A 25764-nucleotide genomic window follows, 5' to 3' on the forward strand; every position below is an offset into this window, starting at 1 on the left:
CGTGATTTTTAACGATCGTAAGTCATATCATCTGTTCTATCAACAGGTACTCTTTGATCGCGGTTAGCCAAAATCCAAGCAGTATGGAATACCAACTGACCTCTTTGAGCCATTACGTCAAATTCAATTTTGTCAACAGTATCCGTTGGTCTGTGGTAATCAGCGTGAACTCCGTTGAAATAGAAAATGATTGGAATACCTTTTTTAGCAAAGTTGTAGTGATCAGATCTGTAGTAGAAACGGTTGGTATCAGCCGGATCGTCAAATCTGTAATCTAGGTTTAAACCAGTGTATGTGATGTTAGCATACTCAGAAATTACTTTTAAGTGGCTAGAAAGTTTTTCAGAGCCAATTGCATAAACGTAGTTTCTATCGTTTTCATGCTCAGGGTCAACACGACCAATCATGTCGATGTTTAGGTTAGTAACCGTTTTTTCAAGAGGGAAAATTGGGTTGTCAGCATAATAAGCCGAACCTAAAAGCCCTTTTTCTTCACCAGTTACGTTTAAGAAAAGAATACTTCTACGCGGTCTGTTGCCTTCTTTGGCTGCTTGAGCGAAAGCCTCAGCAAGCTCCATAACGCCTGTAGTTCCGCTACCATCATCATCAGCACCGTTGTTAATTACAGTTCCATCTTCATTCTGACCAATGTGATCATAGTGAGAAGAGATTACAATAACTTCGTCTTTAAGGTCGGTACCTTCTAAGTAAGCCATTATGTTCTCAGTAGCGATTTCAGCAAGTTTCTCTTTTACTTGGAAGCTTACAGTTTTCTCTTTTATAGAAGAAGGAGAACTAGCAGCTGCGTCTAATTTTGCAGGAGTTGACCCTAAAAGGTCAGCAGCCATTTGCTTAGTGATGTTAAATACAATACTCTCGTTGCCAGTGTTTTCTTTATCCCAACGAAGTCTCCCTTTCATTCTGAAGGCAGCCTGACGAGGTAAAGTTTGCATAAACTGCTCATCATTAGCGCTAACTACAAAAATGGCTTTTACACCTGCCTGAAGTAAGTTTCTTTGTACCTCTCTTGAGTTTCCTGTTACAATAACACCTTTGTCTTTAATGTCCATTCCAGAAATGGCAGAACCATCACCAATATAAACAGTAGGTAATTTTATTTCTTTGTCCATGTTGGCATTACCAGAGAAGATGAAATCTTTACCATTCATTTTCTTTTTGCCTTTTACTTTCACGTAAACATCAGACCAGTCTGACTGATACATGCTGAATTTCTGACGGTAAGTACCATTTACAGGTCCTACCAAACCAATTTTTTTGTAGAAATCCTCTAGGAATTTAGCAGCCATTTTTTGGCCTTCAGTTCCTGTTTCTCTACCCATAAACTCATCAGAAGCCAAAACGCTAAGCTTTGCCTTCATGTCTTGTGGAGTGATTGTATTCCCGTACTTCATGGCAGTTTTATCTTGCGCCACTAAGCCTTGCGAAAACAAACAAACCACCACCGAAAGTGTTAATAATCTCCTCATTGGAATGTATTGTTTAATGTTGCAGTTTTATTAATTCACCAAAGCTAAAAAAATATTTAAAAGTACGGCTTAACTGTTACGCAAATGGTATTCTTTTTTAGCTGTGAACTAAGGGTTTTCACAGTTAGACTCTTACATTTGTGCTTCTTTTCAGAAGTGAGAATTTACACCCTATTGGAATACTGGATATGACTAAGATTGATTTAAGGAAAACCCAAAAATTTGAAGATCGACACAATGGTCCTGATCAGCAAGATGTAGCGGAAATGCTTAAGGTAATCGGATTGCCAAGCGTAGATGCATTGATTGACGAAACGGTACCTGCAGGCATTAGAATGAAGGAGCCGTTGAACCTGCCTCTCCCTAAATCGGAGTTCCAGTTTTTAAAGGATTTGAGACAGATTGCTAGCCATAACCAACTGTTCAAATCTTACATTGGAATGGGTTATTATGACACCATTGTTCCAGGTGTAATCCAAAGAAATATTCTTGAAAACCCAGGATGGTATACTGCTTATACCCCTTACCAAGCCGAAATTGCTCAAGGTAGATTAGAGGCCTTGATCAATTTCCAAACTATGGTGATGGACCTTACTGGAATGCCAATTGCAAATGCTTCTTTATTAGATGAGGCTACCGCAGCGGCTGAAGCAATGTTCATGTTTTCAGGTTTGAAAAAGAAGGAAAAGAAAAATGCGAATACTTTCTTTGTAGACGAAAATACTTTCCCCCAAACCATTGATCTTTTAAAAACACGTTCGATTCCTGTAGGGATCAATCTGGTGATTGGCAAGATTGAAGAGCTTGATTTAACCAACGAAGATTTATACGGTGTGCTTTACCAATATCCGGCAGGTGACGGTAGCGTAAGAGATTTCAAATCTTTTATTGAAACAGCACAAGCCAATAATGTATTTGTAACCGCAGCTGCCGATTTAATGTCGCTAGCGTTATTAACTCCTCCGGGAGAAATGGGAGCTGATGCGGTAGTAGGTACCACGCAAAGATTTGGTGTACCAATGGGTTACGGTGGGCCACATGCTGCCTATTTTGCTACGAAAGACGAATTTAAACGTCAGATTCCGGGTAGAATTATTGGAGTTTCTATTGATAGCCAAGGCAACAAGGCTTATAGAATGGCGCTCCAGACCCGAGAGCAACATATCAGAAGAGAAAAAGCAACATCTAATATCTGTACCGCTCAGGTTTTACTTGGGGTAATGGCCGGAATGTATGGTGTTTACCATGGTTCAAAAGGTATTAAGCATATTGCTCTTAAAATTCATGGCTTCGCGAAGCTATTAGAGAAAGGCTTGACTTCATTAGAGTTTAAGCAATTAAACGAAGTGTATTTCGACACTTTAAGAATTGAAGCGGAATCTTCTGTTTCAGATAAAATCAGAACGATTGCCGAAGTAAATGAAATCAACTTCAGATACTTCGAAAACGGAGATATTGGTATTTCTGTAGATGAAACTACAAGGGTTGACGACATTCAACTGATACTTGATGTATTTGCAGAGGCAAGCGGCCAGGTAGTGAAATTTGATTTGGATGCTGAGGCAGCCGGCCTAGAAGTTGAACTTCCGAAAAACTTAGAGCGTACATCTGATTTTATGACACACCCAGTGTTTAATCAGTACCACTCTGAGCACGAAATGCTTCGTTATATCAAAAAATTGGAGAACAAAGATTTGTCATTAGTACATTCTATGATTTCTCTGGGTTCTTGTACAATGAAATTGAACGCCACAGCCGAAATGGTGCCTGTAACTTGGCCAGAATTCGGAGGTATTCACCCTTTTGCTCCTTTAGATCAAACTAAGGGCTACCAAATGCTCTTCAACGATTTAGTGGATTGGCTTTCTGAAATTACTGGTTTTGACGATGTTTCTTTGCAACCAAACTCTGGTGCGCAAGGAGAATACGCTGGCCTTATGGTGATTAGAGCATACCACGAAAGCCGAGGCGATATGCAGCGTAATGTGGCTATTATCCCAACTTCGGCACACGGTACTAACCCAGCCTCTGCGGTAATGGCCGGTATGAAAGTGGTATTGGTAGCTTGCGATGAGCGTGGAAATATTGATGTTGAAGACCTTAAGCTTAAGGTAGAACAAAACAGCAATGAGCTTTCTTGCTTAATGGTAACTTACCCTTCAACTCATGGTGTGTTTGAAGAAAGTATCAAAGACATTTGTCAGATTATCCATGACAATGGCGGACAAGTGTATATGGATGGTGCCAACATGAATGCTCAGGTAGGTTTGACTAGTCCTGGCCTTATTGGTGCAGATGTTTGTCACTTGAATTTGCATAAAACCTTCTGTATTCCTCACGGTGGTGGTGGGCCTGGAATGGGACCAATCGGAGTGAGATCACACCTTGCACCGTTTTTACCAGGTAGCCCAGTTGTAGAAAGTGGAGGAGAGCATGCAATTACTGCGGTTTCTGCGGCTCCTTGGGGTAGCGCTAGTATTCTAACAATTTCTTACGCTTACATTGCGATGATGGGTGCTGAAGGTTTGACAAACGCTACCAGAATGGCCATTTTAAATGCTAATTACATTAAAGCCATTCTTGAGAAGGAGTACAAAATTCTATACGCTGGTTCGAAAGGTCGTTGTGCACACGAAATGATTGTGGATTGCCGTGATTTCAAAGCCAGTAAGATTGAGGTAACAGACATTGCCAAGCGTTTAATGGATTACGGTTTCCATGCGCCAACGGTATCGTTCCCAGTAGCGGGTACTTTGATGATCGAACCAACAGAGTCTGAATCGAAAGTGGAATTGGATCGTTTCTGTGAAGCCATGTTGAGTATTCGTCAGGAAATCAGAGAAGTAATGGACGGAATTGCTGACGAAAGTGATAACGTTCTTATCAACTCACCACATACTCAAGCCATGGTATTGGAAGGAAACTGGGAAAGACCTTACTCACGTGAAAAAGCAGTTTATCCTGCTGAATATGTGAAAGAAGCTAAGTTCTGGCCAACAGTAGCCCGCATCGATTCTGCCTATGGCGATAGAAACTTGATGTGTAGCTGTATTCCTGTTTCGGATTATGCTACAGAAGAAGCTGCGGTATAAGCCAAAGTTTTGACTTAAAATACAAACGCCTCGTTACGAAAAGTAGCGAGGCGTTTTTCTTGTGTGCTGAACAAGTAAATTTTTGGACATAAAATCATGAACTTTTGGAGGGTTACCAACCAAGCAAAAGTAACTGCGAAAACCCTCCAAAAGTTGAGTTATTATTAGGGAAGTGTTTTTTTATGCTTGCTGAAGTGATTCTTCGCTTCGTTGATACTTGCTATAGAATTGATAGGGTAGGTAAAGGCTTGCAAAGAGAATAAAAGAGATAATTAAGAAGGTTTCTGCTAACTCAAACTTTTTAGATGATTGAATTTGTTGGTTTAAATAAAACGTATTTAGTTCATCTCTGGCTTCAGAATCTTTAAACCCTGCCCCAGGGTTATTCATATTGTATTCTATTTGAATAGCCTGCATTTTGAGTTCTGAACGTTTCGAGCCTAATAAAGACTGACTAAAAAAAAGTATAGAGAGGCACAAGCACACTACGCTTGCGTAGCCTCCAATAAATGCGAGTTTTTTGATCATGGTGTTATATTTTTTGGTGGTTAAAAATTTTAAGTCGTTTTCAATCTGAATGGCATAGTCAGGCATTACTTTTTCCTTGGCAGTTGAGAAAGCAGAGGTAAAGTCTATTCGTCCCTCTTCTATAAGTAATTCTACTTCGCAAGAAAGGTGGTCTACTAAATCATCAATTAACTCGGGGTTTGTAAAGCCTTGCTGAAGCAAATAGCTTCTAATCTGCTGTGTTTGGCTAGCATTAATCATGATACAGCTGGTTTTTGTTTCCCGAAAAGTAAGGATAGTGTAGACTGAAAGTCAGATAACTCTTGCATGGTGGGAGCCACTAATCCCGTTCCTTTCTTTGTGAGTGAGTAATACTTTCTGGTTCTGTTGCCCACTAGTACGGATTCAGTGGTCAGAAAACCTTCCTTCGTTAATGCATGAAGCGTAGGGTAAAGCGAGCCCTCCTTAATTAGGATTCGGCCCTCCGTTTTCTCTTTTACTTTTTGTACAATCTCGTAACCATACATTCTTTCTTCTTCCGAAAGCAGCTTTAGAATAATGGGTTTGAGTATGCCTTTTAATAATTCTCGTGAATACATAGAACAATAATACATCATAATACGATGTATTCAAAAATTCTTAGAGATTTTTTTAGAAGAGGGGGGCTATACTGACCAGAAGAGGCTTCAACCCTTGTATATTAGCAACCATTCGAATAAATTTTGAGCAGAACTACATATTCAAATCAATTTTTACGTAGTTATGTTTTTGAAGCCATAGAATAACAAATCCGCTTTGACGATATACACTGTTTTAACATTTGCCAATCCAGCAGTACTGTGGGGGCTTTTAGCTTTGGCTATTCCCGTCATCATTCACCTTTTCAATTTCCGAAGGGTGAAGCGTGTACAGTTTTCCAATATCGCCTTGCTGAAAAAGGTGAAGGAAGAAAGCTCTTCTAAACGCAAACCAGTGGAACTGCTCATTTTACTTTCGCGGCTCATGTTTATTGCTTTTTTGATTTTGGCCTTCGCGCAGCCTATTTTCAAGGATAACGCCAACGATCAGGAATTGTCTGATGAAGTACTGATCTATCTCGATAATTCATTGAGCATGGATATGCCAGTAAGCTCGCAACAAAGTGCATTCGATAGAGCTTACTCCCTGTCCACAGGTGTGGTAGATGCTTACCCTGAATCAGCCAAGTTTAAATTTCTCGAAAACGGTTACGGCAATTCTTTAAACACCAGTTATACGGCTTCGACTATTAAAGACAGGTTTACAGAATTAGAATTATCTGGGGTAGGAAGAAGTATGGATGAGATTCAATCGCGAATTGCGGCCAGCGGCTTTCGTGGAGATGTTTATTTGATTTCCGACTTTCAGAAAAATAATGAAAACGAATTGGCCTCAATTGCCAGCGACTCACTGCGTAACTATTATTTAATGCCTATTGAAGGCGAAAATAACAGCAACCTTTATTTCGATACGGCTTATTTAGAGAATAGCTTTTTGCTTGGGGCAATGAAAAACAACCTCAAGGTGGTGCTAAGGAATGAAGGTACAGAGGATTTTGAAGATGTGAATGTTCGATTGTTTTTTGACGACCAACTGTCAAGCACTGCTGTGGTAAATGTGTCTGCCAATGGAATAACCGAGCATATTTTTGAAATTGATCAGTCGGCAAAAGGGCTGAGTAACGCCAAAGTAATCCTTGACGACTCAAAAGTCTTATTCGATAACGAATACTTTTTAACCCTTAATAATATTGAAAGGGTAATTGTTCACGAGGTGAAAGGTCCTGATTCTAATGGCTTTATAGAACAGCTTTATGCAGACAATGAGTTGTTCAATTATCAGGCTTTCACCGCCAACAATATTGATAATAATGAATTGCTGCAAAGTGATATCATTATTCTGAACCAGCTTTCAGATTTTTCAAATCAACTGATTTCGGCACTAAAAACCTTTTTGGAGAGGAATGGTACGGTGTTGATCATTCCATCTGCCGAAAGCAACTTCCAGACTTTTTCTCAATTAGGACTTACCATAAGGTTCGATTCTGATGAACGTTTAGGCTTGGGGCAGCCTAATTTTCAGAACCCATTTTTTGATGGTGTTTTTGAAAATACAAATGAGGCCATTGCCATGCCAGAAGCTTCCATCACTTACCGATTGATCAATAGCGAATTGGGTATGCTGAATTTTAAGAATGGCAGAGAATTTCTTTCTAAGGCCGAATTACCTTTAGGAAACGCCTATGTTTTTTCGAGTGATTTCAGTGCAGAAGCTACAAGCTTCCCGAGTCATTCCCTTTTTGTACCTGTTATGTATAAACTGGCTTTGGGCAGTAAAGTCAATCTTTCTAAGCTCTATTATCTCACGGATGAGCAAACTATGGTGTATCCATTGGAAGAAAATTTAACAGCCAATGATATTATAACGCTTTCAGGTGGAGAGAGTATTATCACCCCCGACCAACGTATTTCGGGTAAAAACTTGATCATGGAAATCCCTAAAGATGAATTGAGTGCTGGGCATTACACCATTATGAAGGGGGAAATAGAATTAGGTACCATTGCTTTTAATCAGTCAAAAGCCGAATCGTCTGTGGAACGTCATAGTATTGACGAATTAGAAACCTTAGCGCAGGCCAAAAATATCAATGTAATTCAGGCAGAAGATGGTATAGAAGTGAACCGCGAATTGACGGCAGGAATTAAAGGAATCAACCTTTGGAAATATGCTTTAATGCTTGGGCTTCTTTTTCTTTTTGCGGAAGTAATTTTAATCCGATATTTGTGATATGGAAATTTTAATCCGTGCTGCCAAGGTAATCGATCCTTCCTCTCCGCATCATAATTCGACCAAAGACATCCTTCTTCAAGATGGTGTTATTAAAAAAATTGAAAACCAGATTAGTTTTGAAGGAACTGTAATTGAACATGAAAACCTGATGGTTTCACCAGGTTGGTTCGATATGCGGGCTCATTTTACTGATCCAGGAAAAGAACACAAAGAAGATATAGAGTCGGGTTCTGCGGCTGCCGCTGCTGGCGGTTTTACCGATGTATTACTACTGCCCAACACCGACCCGGTCACTTCTAATAAGAACAGTATTAGTTATTACTTAAAGTGGAACAAAGGTGCGGATGTAAATTTACACCCTGCTGCTGCAGTTACTTTGGGTTGCCAAGGCAAAGAGCTTACCGAAATGATCGACCTGCATACTGCTGGTGCAGTCGCTTTTACAGATGGTATTGAGCCGATTTGGCATACAGACATTCTTTTAAAGAGTTTACAATACCTTCAAACTTTTGATGGAGTATTGATCAACCGGCCTGAAGATAGAATGCTAACCGCTTTTGGCACCATGCATGAAGGACAGGTGAGTACAATCTTGGGAATGAAGGGCATGCCTGAATTGGCAGAAGAAGTAATGATCGATCGAGATTTGGAATTGCTGAAATATGCAGGAGGAAAAATCCACTTCAGTTTGATTTCTTCGGCTGGAGCTGTAGAAAGAATTAGAAGGGCTAAGGCCGAAGGGCTAAAAGTAACAGCCGATGTTGGTATTCATCATTTACTTTTCACCGATGAAAACTTAATGGATTACGATACCAGTTTTAAAGTCAACCCTCCTTTCAGAAGCGAAAAAGATAGACTTGCCCTTATCGAAGGTTTGAAAGACGGAACGATTGATGTGATAGTGAGCGATCATCAACCGCACGACCAAGAAAGTAAGCAGTTAGAATTTGATTTGGCTGATTTTGGAATTATTGGGCTTCAAACTTTTTACCCCGCTTTGCTCAGTGCAATGGGAGATAAAACTGAAGCTTGCATCGAAAGAGTTACAGCTGCTCCCAGAAATATTTTGGGAATTGAACAAGCATCCGTTACAGAAGGTGGAGGTTCTTTAACTATTTTCTCACCGACAGTGAAATGGACTTACAATGGAAAAATGAACAAGTCTAAATCAGTAGCTTCTCCATTCTTCAACGAAGAAATGACAGGGAAAGTGGTTGGCATCGTAAACAACGGAAAGTTTATTTCTAATGATTAAAGTCAATCCAAAGCTTACCCGTATATCGATTAAATATGGTGCGGTCACGGCCCTATTTACTATTATAGCTTTTTTGGTATTCTACTTTATGGGGCTTCAACCATGGCGAAATCTGCTTTCTTTCCTGTTAGATATTATGGTAATCGTGATTTTCCTTTTTCTGGCATTAAAGGACTATAAAGATAATGTTGGTGGTGGGGAGTTTAGATTTTATCATGGAATGACCATCGGGTTTATTGTTTACGTGACTACTGCGGCCATTTTTGCCCTTTTCTATTTGATTTTTATTTACTGGGGAAATCCTGACTTTTTGAGTGAATACATTAAAACAGCACAAGATGATTTGGTGAATAGAAAGGAGATGATTGTAGCTGCATTAAGCGAAGAAAGTTATTTAGAGCAATACAAAATGATCGCAAATACCACAAGAAGTACGTTGGTATTCGATGTTTTTATTAAGAAGTTATTGATTGGTTTAGTGGTTACACCAGTGTTTAGTATCATTTTAAGGTCTAGTCGAGCTTAAAATAGTTCGCTAATCCTCAAAATGATTCGCTTAAGTAAATTGAATCTTAACATTCATTATTTCTCTATTACTTCCTGAAAATTATTAATTTCAATTCATCAACCTTAAAAATTAGAAATTATGGAGACAGATAAAAGTCAGATAATGCCGATGGCATTAAAAACAGGTTTAGTCATTGGAGCTATTACAGGAACGTTAAGTATTTTAATGTACGTAATGGACGAGTCACTTTTGGCTTCTGGAATGGTAAGTCTATTCATGCTTGTAATTATAATTGTTGCGCTGATTATTGGTGGATTAAAAATACGAAAGGCAATAGGTGGTTTCTGGAGCTTTGGACAGGCTTTTAAAGGTATTGCTTTGATGGGCTTCATAGCTGTTTTAGTGAGTACTTTGTTTCAAATCGTTCTTCATCAAGTAATTGACCCAGATTTAGGTTATAGGTTAACCGAAATAACAATGAAAACGACTGAGGATATGTTAAGGAAATTTGGAGCAACTCAGGCTGATATTGATAATGCTTTGGCCGCAGCGAGTGGGACTAACGCTTATTCAATTGTCAATCAGCTTCTGGGAATAGTTTGGGCTGGAGTGCTCGGAAATGCTTTCATTTCATTAATATTGGCCGCAATTCTTAAAAGAAATCACGAAGAAGACGAATTTTAGAAAACATTGGTACAAGTTTCAGTAGTAATACCGCTTTATAACGAAGAAGAGTCGTTGCCTGAACTAGTAAATTGGATAAGCCGTGTCATGATTGAACACGGCTTATCTTATGAACTGGTAATGATAGACGATGGCAGTAACGATAGTTCTTGGGAGCAAATCCAAAAGCTGTCTCCGAATTTCCCCATCAAAGGATTGAAATTCAATCGTAATTATGGAAAATCGGCTGCCTTGAATGTAGGCTTTAAGCATGCGGAAGGCGATGTGGTAATTACTATGGATGCTGATTTGCAAGATAGTCCTGATGAAATTCCAGGTCTGTATGCTATGATCAAAGAAGGATATCATTTGGTGTCTGGTTGGAAGAAAAAGCGCCACGACCCAATTTCTAAAACCATTCCTTCTAAATTTTTTAATCGAATTACCCGAATTTTATCGGGCATTAAACTGCATGATTTCAATTGTGGTTTAAAAGCTTACGACCATAAACTTGTTAAAACGCTCGAGGTATATGGCGAAATGCATCGCTACATTCCTGTAATCGCTAAGCGTAATGGCTTTACTAAAATTGGAGAAAAAGTAGTAGAGCACAGGGCAAGAAAATACGGTACTACCAAGTTTGGTTTGGAACGCTTCATCAACGGTTTTCTTGATTTGATTTCCATTTCCTTTGTGTCGCGTTACAAGAAAAGACCAATGCATTTTTTCGGTACTTTGGGCACACTTTCATTCCTCATCGGGTTTGTTTTTGTGGGGTGGATCTCATGGCAAAAAATTCATGCGATTTATATTCAAAAGAGCAATGTGTATAGAGATGTGGTGGATCAACCCCTTTTCTTTTTGGCCATTGCAGCCATTATTATAGGTGTCCAGTTGTTTTTAGCAGGTTTTTTGGGCGAAATGATGACCATGAATTCGCAAAACAAAAACGACTATATTCTTGAAGACCAAATTGGTTTAGATAAGAAATGAGGTTCTATTCGGTAATCATTCCTGTTTACAATCGTCCCGATGAAGTAGATGAACTGCTCAAGTCTTTAACACTTCAAACCTACACTCAGTTTGAAGTAATTATTGTGGAGGATGGCTCTACAGAAAGATGTGATCAGGTAGTTGAGTCTTACCAAAACCAACTTTCCATTCAATATTTCTTTAAAGAGAATTCAGGCCAAGGCTTTTCAAGAAATTACGGTTTCGAAAAGGCTAAAGGAGATTACTTTGTGGTTTTTGATTCAGATTGCATTATTCCTGAAGACTATTTCGAAAAAGTAAATCAGTTTTTAGATCATACTCCATTAGATGCTTTTGGTGGCCCTGATAAAGCGCACCCTTCATTTTCTCCATTGCAGAAAGCTATTAGTTATTCTATGACTTCGCCTTTTACTACGGGTGGAATTAGAGGGAATAAGAAGCATGCAGGCACTTTTCACCCTAGAAGCTTTAATATGGGTATTTCCAAAGAAGTGTTTGAAACTACGAAAGGCTACAAAATCACCCGAATGGGGGAAGATATTGAGTTTAGTATTCGAGTAATTGAAGCTGGTTTTAAAACAGGTTTAATTCCCGAAGCCTTTGTTTATCATAAAAGAAGAACCAGTTTCTCTCACTTTTATAAACAGCTACACTTTTTTGGCAGGGCACGTATTAACGTAAACCGTTTCTTTCCAGGAGAACTAAAAGCGATTCACGCTTTACCTGCTGTTTTTGTGCTTGGGTTGTTGGTTTGGCTTACTACTATTTTCTATTCCACAGTTCTATTTACCTTAGGAGGAGCACTGCTTACCTTATTTATATTATGCATTTTCATTCATTCTTCTATACTGAATAAAAGTATGGATGTAGGTTTGTTAAGTGTAACGGCAGCTTTTACTCAGCTTACAGGTTACGGAATGGGGATGATTTCAGAAATATTAAAACCTAGAGGCGATCAACCTTTTTCGCAAAAGTAAATGATTTCATTGGCTGGAAGCGCATATTTTTTCACAGTTTCAGCTGGCAATTCCATCACAAATCGATCTTCTGTTACTTTAAAGCCAGCTTTCTCTAATCGCTTGCCATAATCTAAACCAAACAACCGAACATGATCATTCTGCCAATAAACGCGCTCTCGTTCTTTAGGGTCGGTAATTGTGGGGTCTTCTAGTGTTTCTTTTCTACTATAGTCTTGTGGAGATTGAATAATAGCCCAGCCTCCTGGCTTTAATACCCTATGAATTTCGCTCATGGCTTTGATGTCATCATCCACGTGCTCCATTACATGATTACAAAAAACAACATCAAAAGTATTATCCTCGAAAGGAATGTCATGAACGTCCATTTTCACATCGGCCAAAGGCGATTCTAAATCCGCAGTGGTATAATCAATATTAGGCATTGCTTTAAACTTGTCGATAAAGCATAGTTCTGGCGCTATGTGCAGAAGTTTATTAGGGGCGGTAAAGAAACTCGTTCTTTCTTTTAAGTAGAGCCACATTAAACGATGCCTTTCTAATGACAGGGAGTCGGGGCAGAGGGCATTTTCTCTAGGGTTCAGCCTTCCGTAAGGCAGAAACTTACGGTAGCTAATTTCACAAATTGGGCAGGTAACATTGTTGCCACGCATAAAAATGCTCACCACCTTTAGCAAGTGATGACTAAATAGTTGAAGGTATTTTCTAGGTACCTTTCTAATAACAAAACTGATGAACCTTTTCATTCGAGCGATTTGCGCAAAGATAGAAGATAAGATTAAAAGCATGGCTTGCCACTGAAAGGAACATGCTGTTGTCTGCACTGAATATTTACCGTTTTTATAATTGAACCATAGTTCGGTTAAACTAAACCTGTGTTAAAATCATCTAAGATCGACAGAAGGGGTTCGAGAAACTCACTGGTGTAAAAGCACGTAATTCAGTGATTTTTAAACATATCGAGCCTTTTTGGCTTTTACTTTAGTGGCTGCATATTTCTGTATATGGAATTGCGGACAGATTTAATAGCCCTAGTTTTGCACATATTTTAAAACAATTATAAAAAGAGTCATGAGAAAAAAACTCATTATTATCGGTTTGGTTGTCGTTACAGCTATCGTTGTTACCCTCACCGTATTTAAAACGGATACAACTGAGGATGCAGTGTCATTATTTGCTACCGCTGAAAAAGGTGAATTTACTGTAGAGGTAACCACCACTGGTGAACTTTCTGCTGAAAGGTCTACTAAAATCATGGGGCCAACAGCGGCAAGAGATTTCAATATTAGAACAATGACCATCACCAAGTTGGTTGAGGAAGGAACGCAAGTGAAACAAGGTGATTATGTTGCCGACTTAGATAAGAGTGAGCTTTTCGAAAAAATTCAATCTGAAAAGGAACAGCTAGATGCTCAAGTAGCAGAATATGAGTATGCTAAAATTGATACTGCTCTTACCCTGAGCGGAGAAAGAGATAAACTATTGAATCTTGATTATTCAATAGAAGAGAAGCAATTACAAATCGAACAATCACAGTACGAACCACCAGCAACTAAAAAGAAATACCAAAATGAGCTGGATAAGCTTTTAAGAGATAAAGAGCGTGCTATTGACAACTATAAGTTAAAGGTAGAACAAGCTAAATCAAAAATGATTGATGAAACTGTTGATCTTAACAGAAGAAAAACGAGATATAATAATGGCTTAAAATTATTAGAAGACTTTACAATTTATGCGCCACAAGATGGTATGGTAATTTATACCAAAGGCTTTGGTGGAGAACGCATTGTTGAAGGATCTCAGCTTCAGGGTTGGAGCCCTGAAGTGGCAGAGCTTCCAGATTTGTCGAGCATGATTTCAACTACTTTTGTTAATGAGGTGGATATTAGAAAAGTAAAGCTAGGCCAACCTGTTGAAATTGGTTTGGATGCATTTCCCGATAAAAGACTTACAGGAAAAGTAACTAGAGTGGCTCGTGTAGGTCAGCAAAACCCAAATTCAGACGCAAAAGTGTTTGAAGTGATAGTAAGGGTAAACGAAAGTGATAAAGAGTTGAGACCATCGATGACAACTAGTAATGTGATTGTTACTCAGAAGCTTACAGATGTTATTCATGTTCCTTTAGAATGTCTTCATGTTTATAACGATTCTATCAACTACGTAATTAAGAAAAACGGTACTCTTCAGGAGGTTAAGGTTGGTTTAACCAATAGCAACGAAGCGGTTATTGAAAAAGGAGTTGAAGAAGGTGATGTTTTATACCTAAGCAAACCTGATGGCATTGATGGAAAGGAACCAAATTTGATTCCTGAATTGAATGGCACCAGAATGCAAAAATACGAACTAAACCCTTCTGAAAATAAACTGGAAGATGACAGTAAATGGGTAATGCCTGATGGTACACCTATGAGTCCTGAGGTGATTCAGAGATTGAAAGACCGTGGTATTACAGACCCTTCTCAAATGATGAGAGGTGGCTCAGGAGGGCAGCGGCCATCAGGGACTGGCGCTTCTAGAGGCGGACGTTCAAGTCAACCAAATCAGTAAATTCAATTATGAATAAGCAAAGTTTATTATCCAATTTCTATATCGCGCTCGAAGCGGTGCTTGCCAACCAGTTGCGCTCTTTGCTCACTGCCTTGGGTATCATTTTCGGAGTTGCTGCGGTAATCGCTATGCTAGCTATCGGTAACGGTGCCCAGAAAGAGATTTTGGAGCAAATTGAATTGGTAGGGGTGAATAATATTATTATTCAACCCGTAGTAGAGCAAACCGAGCAGCGCATAGGTGAATCCGATGAGAATGATAAAAAGAAGTTCTCGCCAGGGCTAAAATTGCTTGACGTAGAGAGTATTCGCAATAACATTCCTGGAGTGGAAAGGTTGAGCCCTGAAATTCTGCTAGAAACTTATATCATTAAAAATGGTATAAGAAGATCTTCAAAATTAGTAGGTGTAGAGCCTAGTTATTTTGAGGTAGCCAATTTTGAGTTGGATGGAGGAGAGGTTTTTAATGAAAACCAATTAAGAGTTGGTGCGCCTGTTTGTATTATTGGTAAAGGTATTCAAAGCAAGTTCTTCCCTCAAGAGAACCCTATTGGACAGAAAATTAAAGTAGGCACTCAGTGGTTAGAAGTAATTGGTGTATTGAAAGAAAGGTTTATCTCTGAGAAAGCCATTTCTAACCTTGGTATCCGTGACTATAACATGGATGTTTACACCCCAATTCAAACGGTTTTAGTAAGATACATTAACCGTGATTTGGTGACTGGTTCTGGACTTAAAAAGAGTTTTGGAGGTATGAGCATGATGAGTTTTGGAAGAGGGATGAGCATTTCTATTTCGGGAGCTTCTTCTGACTCTGAAGACTCAGCGCCTAAAAACTACCATCAAATTGACCGTTTGGTAGTTCAAGTGAGCGAATCTGCTAAATTAAGTTCTACTGCAGAAGTTCTATCAAGAATGTTGGAAAGAAGGCATTTTGGAGTTATTGATTATGAAATCACTATTCCTGAGTTGCTTCTAAAACAACAACAACGAACACAGAATATTTTTAACATCGTGTTAGCCGCAATTGCTGCCATTTCACTGCTGGTAGGAGGTATTGGAATTATGAATATTATGTTGGCGTCTGTAATGGAGAGAATCAAAGAAATTGGTTTGAGACTTTCAATTGGTGCAAAATCTACTGATATTGTTTCACAATTTTTATTTGAAGCTGTGTTAATTTCAGTAACGGGCGGTATTATAGGTGTGATTTTGGGTATTGCATTAGCCTTTGCAGTATCATCTTTAGCAGACTTCCCAACCGAAATTAGCTTTGCTTCAATTGCAATATCATTTGGTGTGGCTGCTACTGTAGGGCTTATTTTTGGAATTACTCCTGCTAGAAGAGCTGCAAGTCAAGATCCTATTACATCATTAAGACACGAATAAGATTCTAAAAACATTATGAAAAAGGTCATATTATTATCATTACTATTTATAGGTCTGGCTCAAGTATCCTTTTCCCAACAAAAAAGAGTGTTAACTCTGGAAGAGGTGATTCAGTTGGCAAGAGAAAACTCTAGAAGTGCGAAAACAGCGCAAACTAGGAGAACTTTGGGTTATTGGAGTTACAGTGTTTATAAATCCCAATTAAAACCTCAATTGAGACTACAAGGGACATTACCAAATTACACTAATAGATCTATACCAGTTACACAGAATGATGGTTCTGTAGTATTTCGTAAGGTAAATCAGAATAATTCGGATTTAAGTCTTGGCTTAGAGCAAGTGTTGCCTTGGACCAACACTACAGTCTCATTTGAAACTAACTTAGCAAGGTTTGATGATTTTGATGGTGACAATAAATACTATCAAGGTGATCCCGTTGGTATTTCAATTACTCAGCCTTTGTTTAATGTAAACCCTTTTAAGTGGGATAGTAAGATTCAACCGTTAGAGTATGAGCAATCAAAAAGGTCGTATGTCCAGTCTATGGAGCAAGCATCTCAAACCGCAGCGAACCTGTTTTTTAGATTGCTTGTTGAGCAGAAGAATTTACAGATCGCTTTACAGAATGCTCAGGCCAATGATACTGTTTTTAAAGTGGAACAAGGTCGTTATAACATTGGAACCTCGACTGAAGATCAATTATTACAAACAGAGCTTGATTTGTTAAACTCAGAAAGTGCTGCTCAGCAGGCACAGTTAGAAGTTCAATCACTTTCACTGGAGTTAAGAAACTTTATTGGTCTTACGGAAAATGTTGATTTGGAGCTAATAGCACCCATGGAAGTCCCAGTTTTTGATATTGACTATGAAACGGCTTTGCAGTATGCTAAGGATAATAGAGCGGAGTATTTAGACTTTCAATTGGATAGACTACAGGCTGAACGTAATGTCGCGTCTGCACGGGCAACTCGCTTTAACGTGTCAATATCTGCTTCATATGGCTATAATAGTGCGCAAAGAGATGAGCTAAATGAAGTTTACCAATCAAGTAATGTAGCTGCTGGTTCACAATTCAGGTTGAGTTTTAATTTGCCTATCCTTGATGGTGGTAGAAATAAAGCTAGAATGAATCAGGCATATGAGCAGCAGAAGCTGACTGAGTTTACGATAGATCAAAATATGATTACTTTCGATCAGGAAATTGCAAATGCGGTAAGAAACTTTCAGCAAATTATTGAGCAAATAGAGTTGGCTAAAAAGAGTGAGGAAATAGCCTTGAAGCGTTTTGAGATTACTAATGGAAGGTATTTGGCGGGTAAAGTTGATATTCTTACCCTAACAAATGCTAGAACTAGTAAGGATAGTGCGATACGAAACTATGTTCTTGCTTTACAACAATACTGGGACGCTTATTATGAGTTAAGAACATTGACTTTGTATGACTTTAGGAACGATGTGCTTCTATACAATGAACTATTGGAATACGATCCAAAAACAGATTCAGTAATTGAAAAAGCTAAGAAATAAAAAAAAAAGCCCCGTAAGGGGCTTTTTACTTATAGGCCAGTATAATTAAATGGACTGATTTGCATCAGTTCATTTTTTATTTCTGCTGATACTTCTAAAGTTTGAATAAACTCCTTCATCACTTCAGCAGTGATTTTTTGATTGGTTCTCGTTAACCCTTTTAAGGCCTCATAAGGTTTTGGATAACCTTCTCTTCTAAGTATGGTTTGAATAGCCTCAGCAACTACTGCCCAGTTATCTTCCAAGTCTGCGTCAATAGCAGCTTGATTTAACTCTAACTTCTTAATTCCTTTTTCAAGCGATTTTAAAGCGATAAGCGTATGACCTAATGGCACTCCAATGTTACGTAATACCGTAGAATCCGTTAAGTCACGCTGTAGCCTAGAGATAGGTAGTTTAGCAGAGAGATGTTCGAAGATAGCATTGGCAATTCCCAAGTTTCCTTCGGCATTTTCAAAGTCAATTGGGTTTACTTTGTGCGGCATGGCCGAAGAACCTACTTCACCTGCTTTAATCTTTTGTTTGAAGTAATTCATGGATACGTATTGCCAAACATCTCGAGAGAAATCGATCAAAATGGTGTTAATCCTTTTCATATTATCGAAAAGGGCTGCAATATGATCGTAATGCTCAATTTGTGTGGTAGGGTGGCTGCGCTGTAAGCCAAGTGATTCTTTCACAAACTCATTACCAAAGTCAATCCAGTCGATGGCTGGGTAGGCCACGTGATGTGCATTAAAATTACCAGTAGCACCACCAAATTTTGCCGCAAACGGAATGTCCCCCAACAGAATCATTTGTTCTTCAATACGATTGCTAAATACATGCATTTCTTTACCTAGCCTAGTTGGAGAAGCGGGTTGGCCATGTGTTTTGGCCAGCATAGAAATGTTTTTCCATGTTTCAGCCATTTCGTTAATCATATTTTTCACCTCTAAAAAAGAAGGCTCGATCACTTCATGCATCGCCCTTTTTAATGACAAAGGAATGGCAGTGTTATTAATATCCTGCGATGTTAACCCGAAATGAATGAATTCTATATGTTTTGTAAGGCCAAGCGCTTCAAACTTGTCTTTCAGAAAGTACTCAACCGCCTTTACATCATGATTCGTGGTTTTCTCGATTTCTTTGATACTCAAGGCATCTGCCTCGGTGAAATTTGTGTAGATAGCCCTAAGCGCATCAAAAACTTTAGAGTCTACATCTGATAATTGCGGAAGAGGAGTTTCGCATAGAGCGATGAAATATTCTACTTCAACTTCAACGCGGTATTTAATTAGAGCAAACTCAGAAAAATATTCTGTGAGCGCATTGGTAACCCTTCTATAGCGACCGTCAATTGGCGAAATTGCCGTGAGTGTATTCAAATCCATTTTTTCGGTTTAAAAAGAAAGGTCAAAGATACTAAAATGTACTGGCTTGAACCTCCATTTCTGTAACTCTTCCACTGTTTCTGTATCTAAATTGGCAGAACAATTCATAGTTCAGCAGATGATGATTACTTTTGCATTCTTTTAAACTACTTTCTACGCATTGGTGTTGTTACACTGATAATTTCTATAAACAGAATTTAAAGCATGGCATTCGGATTATTCAAAAAAAAGCAAACAGAGAAAAGTGAAATTCCTTCGGTGAAAGCCGGACACTTAAACTTAACAGTAAAAGAAGTAGTAAACGAAACTGCTGATGCCATTAGCATTTACTTTGAACAACCAGCTTCTGGAAATATTAAGTACAAATCAGGTCAGTTTTTCACGCTTATTGCCAACATTAACGGAAAGCAAGAACGAAGAGCATATTCACTTTGTACTTCACCATTTGTAGATGATTACCCAGCTGTAACGGTAAAGCGTGTTGAAGGTGGTTTGATGTCAAATCATTTGGGTGATAACTTGAAAGCAGGTGATGTAATGGAGGTATTAGAACCTATAGGAAACTTCACTACTACTTTCGATTCCAATAACGAAAGACATATTGTTCTTTTTGGTGGCGGAAGTGGAATTACACCTTTAATGTCAATTGCTAAATCTGCGTTGAATCAAGAGCCTAAATCAAAGGTTTCTCTTATTTATGCCAACAGAGATTCTGATTCAATTATTTTCAAATCTGCTTTGACACAAATGGAAAATGATAATCCAGAGCGTTTTAAGGTAGTACATGTGCTAGGCGAAGCACCACCTGAATGGAAAGGTTACAAAGGCTTGCTCACTCAAGATATTATTAAAGAAGCGCTGGATATGTTGCCTAAAATGGAAGAAGGGCAAACAGAATTCTTTATGTGTGGCCCAGGCCCAATGATGGATATTGTAGAATCATCATTGTCTAACCTAAATATTCCGAAGACTCAAGTTCATAAAGAAAGTTTTACTTCGGATGCGGCTAAGAAGAAGGAGAATGAGCCCGTGAGCAATGAGATTATTGCGCGCGAAGTAACCGTTATCTATGACGGTGAAGAATTCAAATACACTGTTGAACCTGGCGAGACTATCCTTGAAAAAGGTTTGGATGAAGATATTGATTTGCCTTTCTCTTGCCAAAGCGGACTATGTACAGCTTGCCGTGGTAAATGTGTTTCTGGAAAAGTGAAAATGGATGAAGATGAGGGACTTTCTGAAGCGGAACTGAACGAAGGTTATGTGCTTCCTTGCGTTAGTCATCCACTTACCGATGATGTTGTTATTGAAATTGGTTAAGTCTTTCTGAAAATTTTCAGAACTTTTAGCAAGGGTTATTGGTCTTATATTAGTGCGGATTGAAAAACTAAGTTCGTACTATTAAAATGATTAATTAAGAAACGCCCTTGCTTCACTATGAGTTCTTCAACAGATCAGGTTTTACTTCTTAATACTCTTTTAAACGATTACCTCAAGGTAAGAGCGCTAACCAACGAACTTTGCGAGCCTTTACAACCAGAGGACTTTGTAGTGCAGCCTGTGGTAGATGTTAGCCCACCTAAATGGCATTTGGCGCATACCACTTGGTTTTTTGAAAACTTCGTGCTCAAGCCAAATATGGCTGATTACAAAGTCTTCGACAAAGATTATCATTTCCTGTTCAACAGCTATTATGAAACTGAAGGCGAGCGCTGGATTCGTTCCGAACGAGGAGCTTTATCTCGCCCTTGGGTAAACGAAATTATGGCTTATCGTTCGTATGTAGATGAGCACATGAAACATTTTCTTTCAACAGACGAGGAGGTTGATGATAAGGTTATCGAAGTATTGAAAATTGGTCTCCATCACGAACAGCAGCACCAAGAGTTACTAGTTTACGACCTCAAACATATTTTGGGAATCAATCCATTGTTCCCCGTTTATAAATCTTTTCAGGAGGAAAAACATCAGCCGAATCTCGCAGAGAATTTTCTTGAAGTAGAGGAAGGTGTTTATACCGTTGGTTATCAAGGGAATGATTTCCATTTCGATAATGAGAAAGGTGTGCATAAGGTTTTTCTTCACCGCTATCGAATTCAAGATCGGTTGATCACCAATGGTGAATTCATGGAATTTATTGAAGCTGGTGGTTATCAAGATTTCAATCATTGGTTAATGGAAGGTTTTGAATGGGTGAAGAAGGAAAATATACGAGCACCTTTCTATTGGCTCAAACAAGATGGGGTTTGGAAGCATTATACCTTAGCAGGCTTAGAAAATATTAACCCAGATGAACCTGTAAGCCATGTGAGCTTTTATGAGGCAGATGCTTTTGCCAAATGGAAGGGTAAACGTTTGCCTACAGAGTTTGAATGGGAAGTAGCTTGCAAATTGCACGAACCTGAAATTCCAGAATCAGCCAACTTTGTGGACGATCGAAATTTTAGACCTATGCCTCGTCAGGGTAAAAACACTCAATTTTACGGAGATGTCTGGGAGTGGACAAATAGCGCTTATTTAGCTTATCCGTTTTATGAAAAGCCAGAAGGGGCGCTAGGAGAGTATAATGGTAAGTTTATGATCAATACCATGGTACTCCGAGGTGGTTCATATGCCACGAGTCGTAACCATATCAGGCCTACATACCGAAACTTTTTTCATCCACACCTACGTTGGCAGTTCACAGGAATCCGACTAGCAGAAAACTTTTAACTTATGAGCGATACTACCGCTACACTTTCCACCTTTGCAAGGGATATTCATTCAGGACTTACTTCAAACCCTAAATGCCTTTCCTCAAAATACTTTTATGACGAAAAGGGCGATCAGCTTTTTCAATCTATTATGGATTTGGAAGAGTATTACCTTACCCGTTGCGAATTCGAAATATTTGATCAGCAGAAGGAAGAAATTCTAAAAAGTTTCTTGGCTAATGACACGAGTTTTAAACTAGTAGAGTTAGGCGCTGGAGATGGTACAAAGACGAAAATATTACTAAAGCATTTTACAAACGAAGGGGTAGATTTTTCCTATTCACCAATTGATATCTCGCAACATGTGCTGGATATTCTCTCAGGTGATTTGAAGAAGTCAATTCCAAAACTACATGTAAATGCTATTCAGGGAGATTATTTCGATGCCTTAGCTAAACTTAATGAAAACCATTTTCAGAAAGAAGTGGTATTATTTCTAGGCTCGAATATTGGGAATTTCTCCAACGGGTCAGCTCCGAAGTTTCTAAAAAGGTTGGGTGATAACTTAAGCTCTGGAGACCTTCTTTTTATTGGTTTCGATTTAATGAAAGACCCTAACGTTATCTTGAGTGCCTATAATGATAAGTTAGGGGTGACTAAAGAGTTCAACTTAAACTTGCTTGTAAGAATCAACAACGAGCTTGGTGCTAATTTCGATTTAGAAGGTTTCGAACATTTTCCAACCTATGACCCTATAACAGGCGAAACTAAGAGTCATCTAGTCAGCAATAAAGCACAGCAGGTTTTTATTGAAGCTACAGGCGAAACTTATTCGTTCGATGCTTGGGAAGCAATTCACACAGAAGTGTCACAAAAGTATAGCTTGAAAAGTATTCGTCAGTTTGCTGAGCAAGCAGGCTTTAAGGTAATGAAGAATTTTACTGATAAAAATAATTACTACGTAGACTCGCTTTGGGAGAAAATCTAAATGGGTTTAAACTGTTCAAAAGCCTGATTACAATTATGGCAGAAATGTAAGGAACGACAAAGTGCTGGGCCAAAAGGCGTTTTCATTTCTGTATTCGTACTATCGCAATATGGGCATTTAGAGTGCTCTAATAAATCAATATCGACAATCAAATTGTGCTTTGGAGGAGGAGCAAGACCGAACTTCTTTAGTGCAGCTCGGCCTTTTTCAGAAATCATGTTAGAATTCCACTGCGTTTCAAAAGAAAGGTGGACATCAAAATCGTCAATCCCATTTTTTTGGAGTGTTTCTTCAACGTCACGTTTCATGTAGTCCATGGCAGGGCAACCTGAGAAAGTTGGCGTCATATTTACTTTGACTTTCCCAGAATCTTCAATTTCAATTCCGGTAATAACCCCCAAATCGTTGAGCGAAAGCACAGGGATTTCAGGATCCATAACTTCATCTAGCCATGTCCTAATTTCTTCCACTGATATGTCCTTCGTATTGCTCATTGTGCTTTTACAACATTATGTCCGATCAAAAGTTTCCCCAAATGACAAATGACAAATGACAAATGACAAATGACAAATGACAAATGGCTTCTTACCAATCAGCCGTAGGATCCATTTTAAACACTTCCGACATTTCGTCCAATAAAGGCTGGAGGTGCTCGGTGTGCGTCCCATAACGGCCGCCATACACTGGAGTGATGCTATTTAAATCCGGCATTTTTAGGCTTGTTTCTTTCAGAATCGCGCTAATCTGTTCGATCCATTCTTCTTTGATTACTTCTTCGCCACGGAAAATATCTTCCTTAATTAATTCGGCTTCGAACTTAGAAGGCTCAAAAATTCCCAAAGCATAAGGCATGGCTTCTTCTAGCGAATTCTGAAGTCTAGAAACACTTTCTTCAGTAGCAGAACCCAATTGCTTCATCCAAATTTTGGCGTGCATCGTGTGATACTTGATTTCGCCTTTAATCTTCTTGGCTAATAGTGCCAAAGGCTCATAAGATGAACTTGCCAAATGTGTAAACCTGATTTGCTCGGCCATATCAAATAAGAAATGCCTGATTAAGCTAAAATCATATTCACCGTTCGGTAATTCTACCAACTGGCAATTATGAAACTGGTCTGCATTTCGCATAAAAGCAACCATGTCTGGTTCAGATTCTCCCAACTCTTCGAGTAGTTTATAAATCTGCCAACTCTGACCTACCTTGTCTTGTGCCATAGAAGAAAAAGCAATGTCTTCTTCTAACAAAGGGCCAAAACCTGTCCATTCAGAGTTACGATGACCTAAAATGAGCTGATCGTCAGCGATTTTATAAAGTAAATCTTTTAATGCTTCTGTGTTCATCTCTAAGCTTGTTGTTCTTTAAATGCTTTGATTTTGTCGCTTGCTTTATAGTCAATCGCGTCACGGTATTTTTTCTCTTTCAGGGTATCCCAAATGTCACGATCGTCTTCATCAGAAGCTAAAATATGTTCAGACTTCACTACCCAAACATTGAATACTGGTTTGTCGGATTGAAAGTCTTCTTTCGCTTTCGCTAGTGCATCTTCATAGTCCTTGGCCATTACGCTTCCCGCATACTTATGCTGCTTGCCGCGTTTAGCCAAATGGAAAATCTCGAAACTTTCGCGTTCTACGCCAGAGGCTTTATTATTTACCAGATTGTAAACATCTTCATTGTTATCAGTATACTCCGATACCTTTATGTTTTCGGTTTTAATTACGCAAAGCGCATTGCAGAACATGCCTCTTCGGCTAAACTGTTCTTTCGCGAATAGGAAAGCCATTTCTTCGTTGGGTGCGTGAACAGGGCCTGCGTGCTCAAAAGGCTTACCTTCTTTGGTTTCTATAAAAGCCTCATAGGTCTCAAACTGGTCGAGGTTTCCTTTCTCAATAATTTGAGTGTCGGTGGATTCGTCAATACCAAGACGGGTTACCCGTGGGTCTAATGATTTCAAATTCATAGGAATGTATTATGCTAAAGGAGCTACGTATTTGGTTTTTGGAGCCAATAAAGCTTGACGCACCCAAGCACCTCTTTCTTCGGCTACGCGCCTAACCGCCAAACGCTCTTTGTTACATGGGCCATCTCCATTAATTACTCTTTTGAATTCCTCCCAATCAGGCTCGGTAAACTCCCACTGACCTGTTTCAGGATCTTTTCTCAACTTATCATCAGGTACAGTTAAGCCAAGTTCCCAAATTTTAGGTACATACATATCTAAGAATTGCTGGCGACATTCATCGTTAGACGACATTTTTACTTTCCAGCGCATCAAAATTTCTGAATGAACCGAAATTTTATCTGAAGGTCCAAAGAAGTGCATCATTGGCGCCCACCATCTGTTGAATGCGGCTTGCATCATTTCGCGTTGCACTTTTGTGCCTGTTGCTAAATGAATTACGCAATGATGGCCATACTTTAAATGGAAAGATTCTTCGGCACAAATTCTTTCTAATGCACGGCAATATGGACCGTAACTTCCTTTCGAGTTTGCTATTTGATTTACAATTGCTCCTGCATCTACCAGCCATGAAATAAAGCATGAGTCGGCCCATGTAAAGGCTGGGTAGTTAAATATGTTCGAGTATTTCGATTTGCCATTGATCAAATCGGCAATCATATCCTCTCTTGATTTGCCTAAAGTTTCGGCAGCAGAATATAATAATTGAGCATGGCCTACTTCATCTTGCACCTTTGCCATAAGGGCAAGTTTTCTTTTAAAGCCAGGCGCACGGGTAATCCAAGTACCTTCTGGTAAAGCTCCGATAATTTCTGAGTGAGCGTGCTGCTCAATCATTCTAATCAGTTGCTTTCTATACAATTGAGGCATCCAATCTGAAGGCTCTATTTTTTCGCCTCTGTCGATTCTTGCTTCAAATTCTGCCAATTTCACTGGATCCTCGTCAGTGAGGGCTGTAGCTTTCATGGCTTCGAATGAGTTTCCACCTCCGTACATA

At 39.0% G+C, this 25764-nt stretch carries 22 protein-coding genes; 13 read left to right on the forward strand and 9 right to left on the reverse strand.

Annotated features, from left to right (window positions below; all coding sequences use genetic code 11):
• Positions 1-8: 8 nt before the first annotated feature.
• Positions 9-1487, reverse strand: coding sequence for a M28 family peptidase (locus OB69_RS10335; RefSeq protein WP_053223650.1), 1479 nt, complete (start codon positions 1485-1487; stop codon positions 9-11).
• A gap of 188 nt (positions 1488-1675) precedes the next feature.
• On the opposite strand from OB69_RS10335, the gene gcvP reads away from it, so the two are divergent.
• On the forward strand, positions 1676-4579 hold the full coding sequence (gene gcvP, locus OB69_RS10340; RefSeq protein WP_053223651.1) for an aminomethyl-transferring glycine dehydrogenase: 2904 nt from the start codon (positions 1676-1678) through the stop codon (positions 4577-4579).
• Between the two features lie 180 nt (positions 4580-4759).
• Here the strand turns inward: gcvP and OB69_RS10345 are convergent, their stop codons facing one another.
• Entirely contained in the window at positions 4760-5347 is a 588-nt protein-coding gene (locus OB69_RS10345; RefSeq protein WP_053223652.1) for a hypothetical protein, read from the reverse strand.
• Positions 5344-5685 (reverse strand): PadR family transcriptional regulator, encoded by a 342-nt coding sequence (locus OB69_RS10350; RefSeq protein ID WP_053223653.1) that lies wholly within the window; start codon positions 5683-5685, stop codon positions 5344-5346. Before OB69_RS10350 ends, OB69_RS10345 begins: the two co-directional genes overlap by 4 nt.
• Before the next feature lie 196 nt (positions 5686-5881).
• Here OB69_RS10350 and OB69_RS10355 point away from each other — a divergent pair, with 196 nt between their 5' ends.
• The 6 genes from OB69_RS10355 (at position 5882) to OB69_RS10380 (ending at position 12290) form a co-directional block, all read left to right on the forward strand.
• Positions 5882-7891, forward strand: a complete 2010-nt coding sequence (locus OB69_RS10355; RefSeq protein WP_053223654.1) for a BatA domain-containing protein — start codon at positions 5882-5884, stop codon at positions 7889-7891.
• A gap of 1 nt (position 7892) precedes the next feature.
• Entirely contained in the window at positions 7893-9149 is a 1257-nt protein-coding gene (locus tag OB69_RS10360) for a dihydroorotase (RefSeq protein WP_053223655.1), read from the forward strand.
• A complete protein-coding gene (locus OB69_RS10365; protein ID WP_053223656.1) occupies positions 9142-9675 on the forward strand; it encodes a DUF4199 domain-containing protein in 534 nt (177 codons plus the stop codon). The genes OB69_RS10360 and OB69_RS10365 overlap by 8 nt, the downstream gene beginning before the upstream one ends.
• A gap of 120 nt (positions 9676-9795) precedes the next feature.
• Positions 9796-10341 carry a DUF4199 domain-containing protein gene (locus OB69_RS10370; protein WP_053223657.1) on the forward strand — a complete coding sequence of 182 codons (546 nt, stop codon included), beginning with the start codon at positions 9796-9798 and terminating at the stop codon, positions 10339-10341.
• 6 nt (positions 10342-10347) lie between these two features.
• On the forward strand, positions 10348-11313 hold the full coding sequence (locus tag OB69_RS10375) for a glycosyltransferase family 2 protein (protein WP_053223658.1): 966 nt from the start codon (positions 10348-10350) through the stop codon (positions 11311-11313).
• Positions 11310-12290, forward strand: a complete 981-nt coding sequence (locus tag OB69_RS10380) for a glycosyltransferase (protein WP_053223659.1) — start codon at positions 11310-11312, stop codon at positions 12288-12290. The genes OB69_RS10375 and OB69_RS10380 overlap by 4 nt, the downstream gene beginning before the upstream one ends.
• On the opposite strand, the gene OB69_RS10385 is transcribed toward OB69_RS10380, so the two are convergent.
• Positions 12269-13036: a class I SAM-dependent methyltransferase gene (locus tag OB69_RS10385; RefSeq protein WP_053223660.1), complete on the reverse strand. Its 768-nt coding sequence runs from the start codon at positions 13034-13036 to the stop codon at positions 12269-12271. The two genes, OB69_RS10380 and OB69_RS10385, sit on opposite strands and share 22 nt — an antisense overlap.
• A 325-nt stretch (positions 13037-13361) precedes the next feature.
• On the opposite strand from OB69_RS10385, the gene OB69_RS10390 reads away from it, so the two are divergent.
• Genes OB69_RS10390 through OB69_RS10400 form a run of 3 tightly spaced genes read left to right on the forward strand, consistent with a single transcriptional unit; the run spans position 13362 to position 17752 of the window.
• On the forward strand, positions 13362-14837 hold the full coding sequence (locus OB69_RS10390; RefSeq protein WP_071387061.1) for an efflux RND transporter periplasmic adaptor subunit: 1476 nt from the start codon (positions 13362-13364) through the stop codon (positions 14835-14837).
• An 8-nt stretch (positions 14838-14845) separates the two neighbouring features.
• The gene (locus tag OB69_RS10395) at positions 14846-16225 is read left to right on the forward strand and encodes an ABC transporter permease (RefSeq protein ID WP_053223661.1); all 1380 of its coding nucleotides are present in this window, start codon (positions 14846-14848) and stop codon (positions 16223-16225) included.
• Between the two features lie 15 nt (positions 16226-16240).
• The gene (locus OB69_RS10400) at positions 16241-17752 is read left to right on the forward strand and encodes a TolC family protein (protein ID WP_053223662.1); all 1512 of its coding nucleotides are present in this window, start codon (positions 16241-16243) and stop codon (positions 17750-17752) included.
• 29 nt (positions 17753-17781) lie between these two features.
• On the opposite strand, the gene purB is transcribed toward OB69_RS10400, so the two are convergent.
• The gene (gene purB / locus OB69_RS10405; RefSeq protein WP_053223663.1) at positions 17782-19125 is read right to left on the reverse strand and encodes an adenylosuccinate lyase; all 1344 of its coding nucleotides are present in this window, start codon (positions 19123-19125) and stop codon (positions 17782-17784) included.
• 204 nt (positions 19126-19329) lie between these two features.
• Here purB and OB69_RS10410 point away from each other — a divergent pair, with 204 nt between their 5' ends.
• The 3 genes from OB69_RS10410 (at position 19330) to egtD (ending at position 22806) form a co-directional block, all read left to right on the forward strand.
• A complete protein-coding gene (locus tag OB69_RS10410; RefSeq protein WP_053223664.1) occupies positions 19330-20445 on the forward strand; it encodes a ferredoxin--NADP reductase in 1116 nt (371 codons plus the stop codon).
• A 117-nt stretch (positions 20446-20562) separates the two neighbouring features.
• The gene (gene egtB, locus OB69_RS10415) at positions 20563-21837 is read left to right on the forward strand and encodes an ergothioneine biosynthesis protein EgtB (protein WP_053223665.1); all 1275 of its coding nucleotides are present in this window, start codon (positions 20563-20565) and stop codon (positions 21835-21837) included.
• Between the two features lie 3 nt (positions 21838-21840).
• Positions 21841-22806 (forward strand): L-histidine N(alpha)-methyltransferase, encoded by a 966-nt coding sequence (gene egtD, locus OB69_RS10420; RefSeq protein WP_053223666.1) that lies wholly within the window; start codon positions 21841-21843, stop codon positions 22804-22806.
• Here the strand turns inward: egtD and paaD are convergent.
• The 4 genes from paaD to paaA all read right to left on the reverse strand — a co-directional run bounded on the left by paaD (position 22803) and on the right by paaA (position 25763).
• The gene (paaD, locus tag OB69_RS10425) at positions 22803-23300 is read right to left on the reverse strand and encodes a 1,2-phenylacetyl-CoA epoxidase subunit PaaD (RefSeq protein WP_053223667.1); all 498 of its coding nucleotides are present in this window, start codon (positions 23298-23300) and stop codon (positions 22803-22805) included. The two genes, egtD and paaD, sit on opposite strands and share 4 nt — an antisense overlap.
• A 91-nt stretch (positions 23301-23391) precedes the next feature.
• The gene (paaC, locus tag OB69_RS10430) at positions 23392-24147 is read right to left on the reverse strand and encodes a 1,2-phenylacetyl-CoA epoxidase subunit PaaC (protein ID WP_053223668.1); all 756 of its coding nucleotides are present in this window, start codon (positions 24145-24147) and stop codon (positions 23392-23394) included.
• Positions 24148-24149: 2 nt separating this feature from the next.
• Positions 24150-24767, reverse strand: coding sequence for a phenylacetic acid degradation b (locus tag OB69_RS10435; protein ID WP_053223669.1), 618 nt, complete (start codon positions 24765-24767; stop codon positions 24150-24152).
• Between the two features lie 9 nt (positions 24768-24776).
• A complete protein-coding gene (paaA, locus tag OB69_RS10440; RefSeq protein ID WP_053223670.1) occupies positions 24777-25763 on the reverse strand; it encodes a 1,2-phenylacetyl-CoA epoxidase subunit PaaA in 987 nt (328 codons plus the stop codon).
• Position 25764: the final 1 nt, after the last annotated feature.

Source organism: Roseivirga seohaensis subsp. aquiponti, assembly GCF_001267955.1.
Taxonomy (GTDB): Bacteria; Bacteroidota; Bacteroidia; order Cytophagales; family Cyclobacteriaceae; genus Roseivirga; species Roseivirga seohaensis.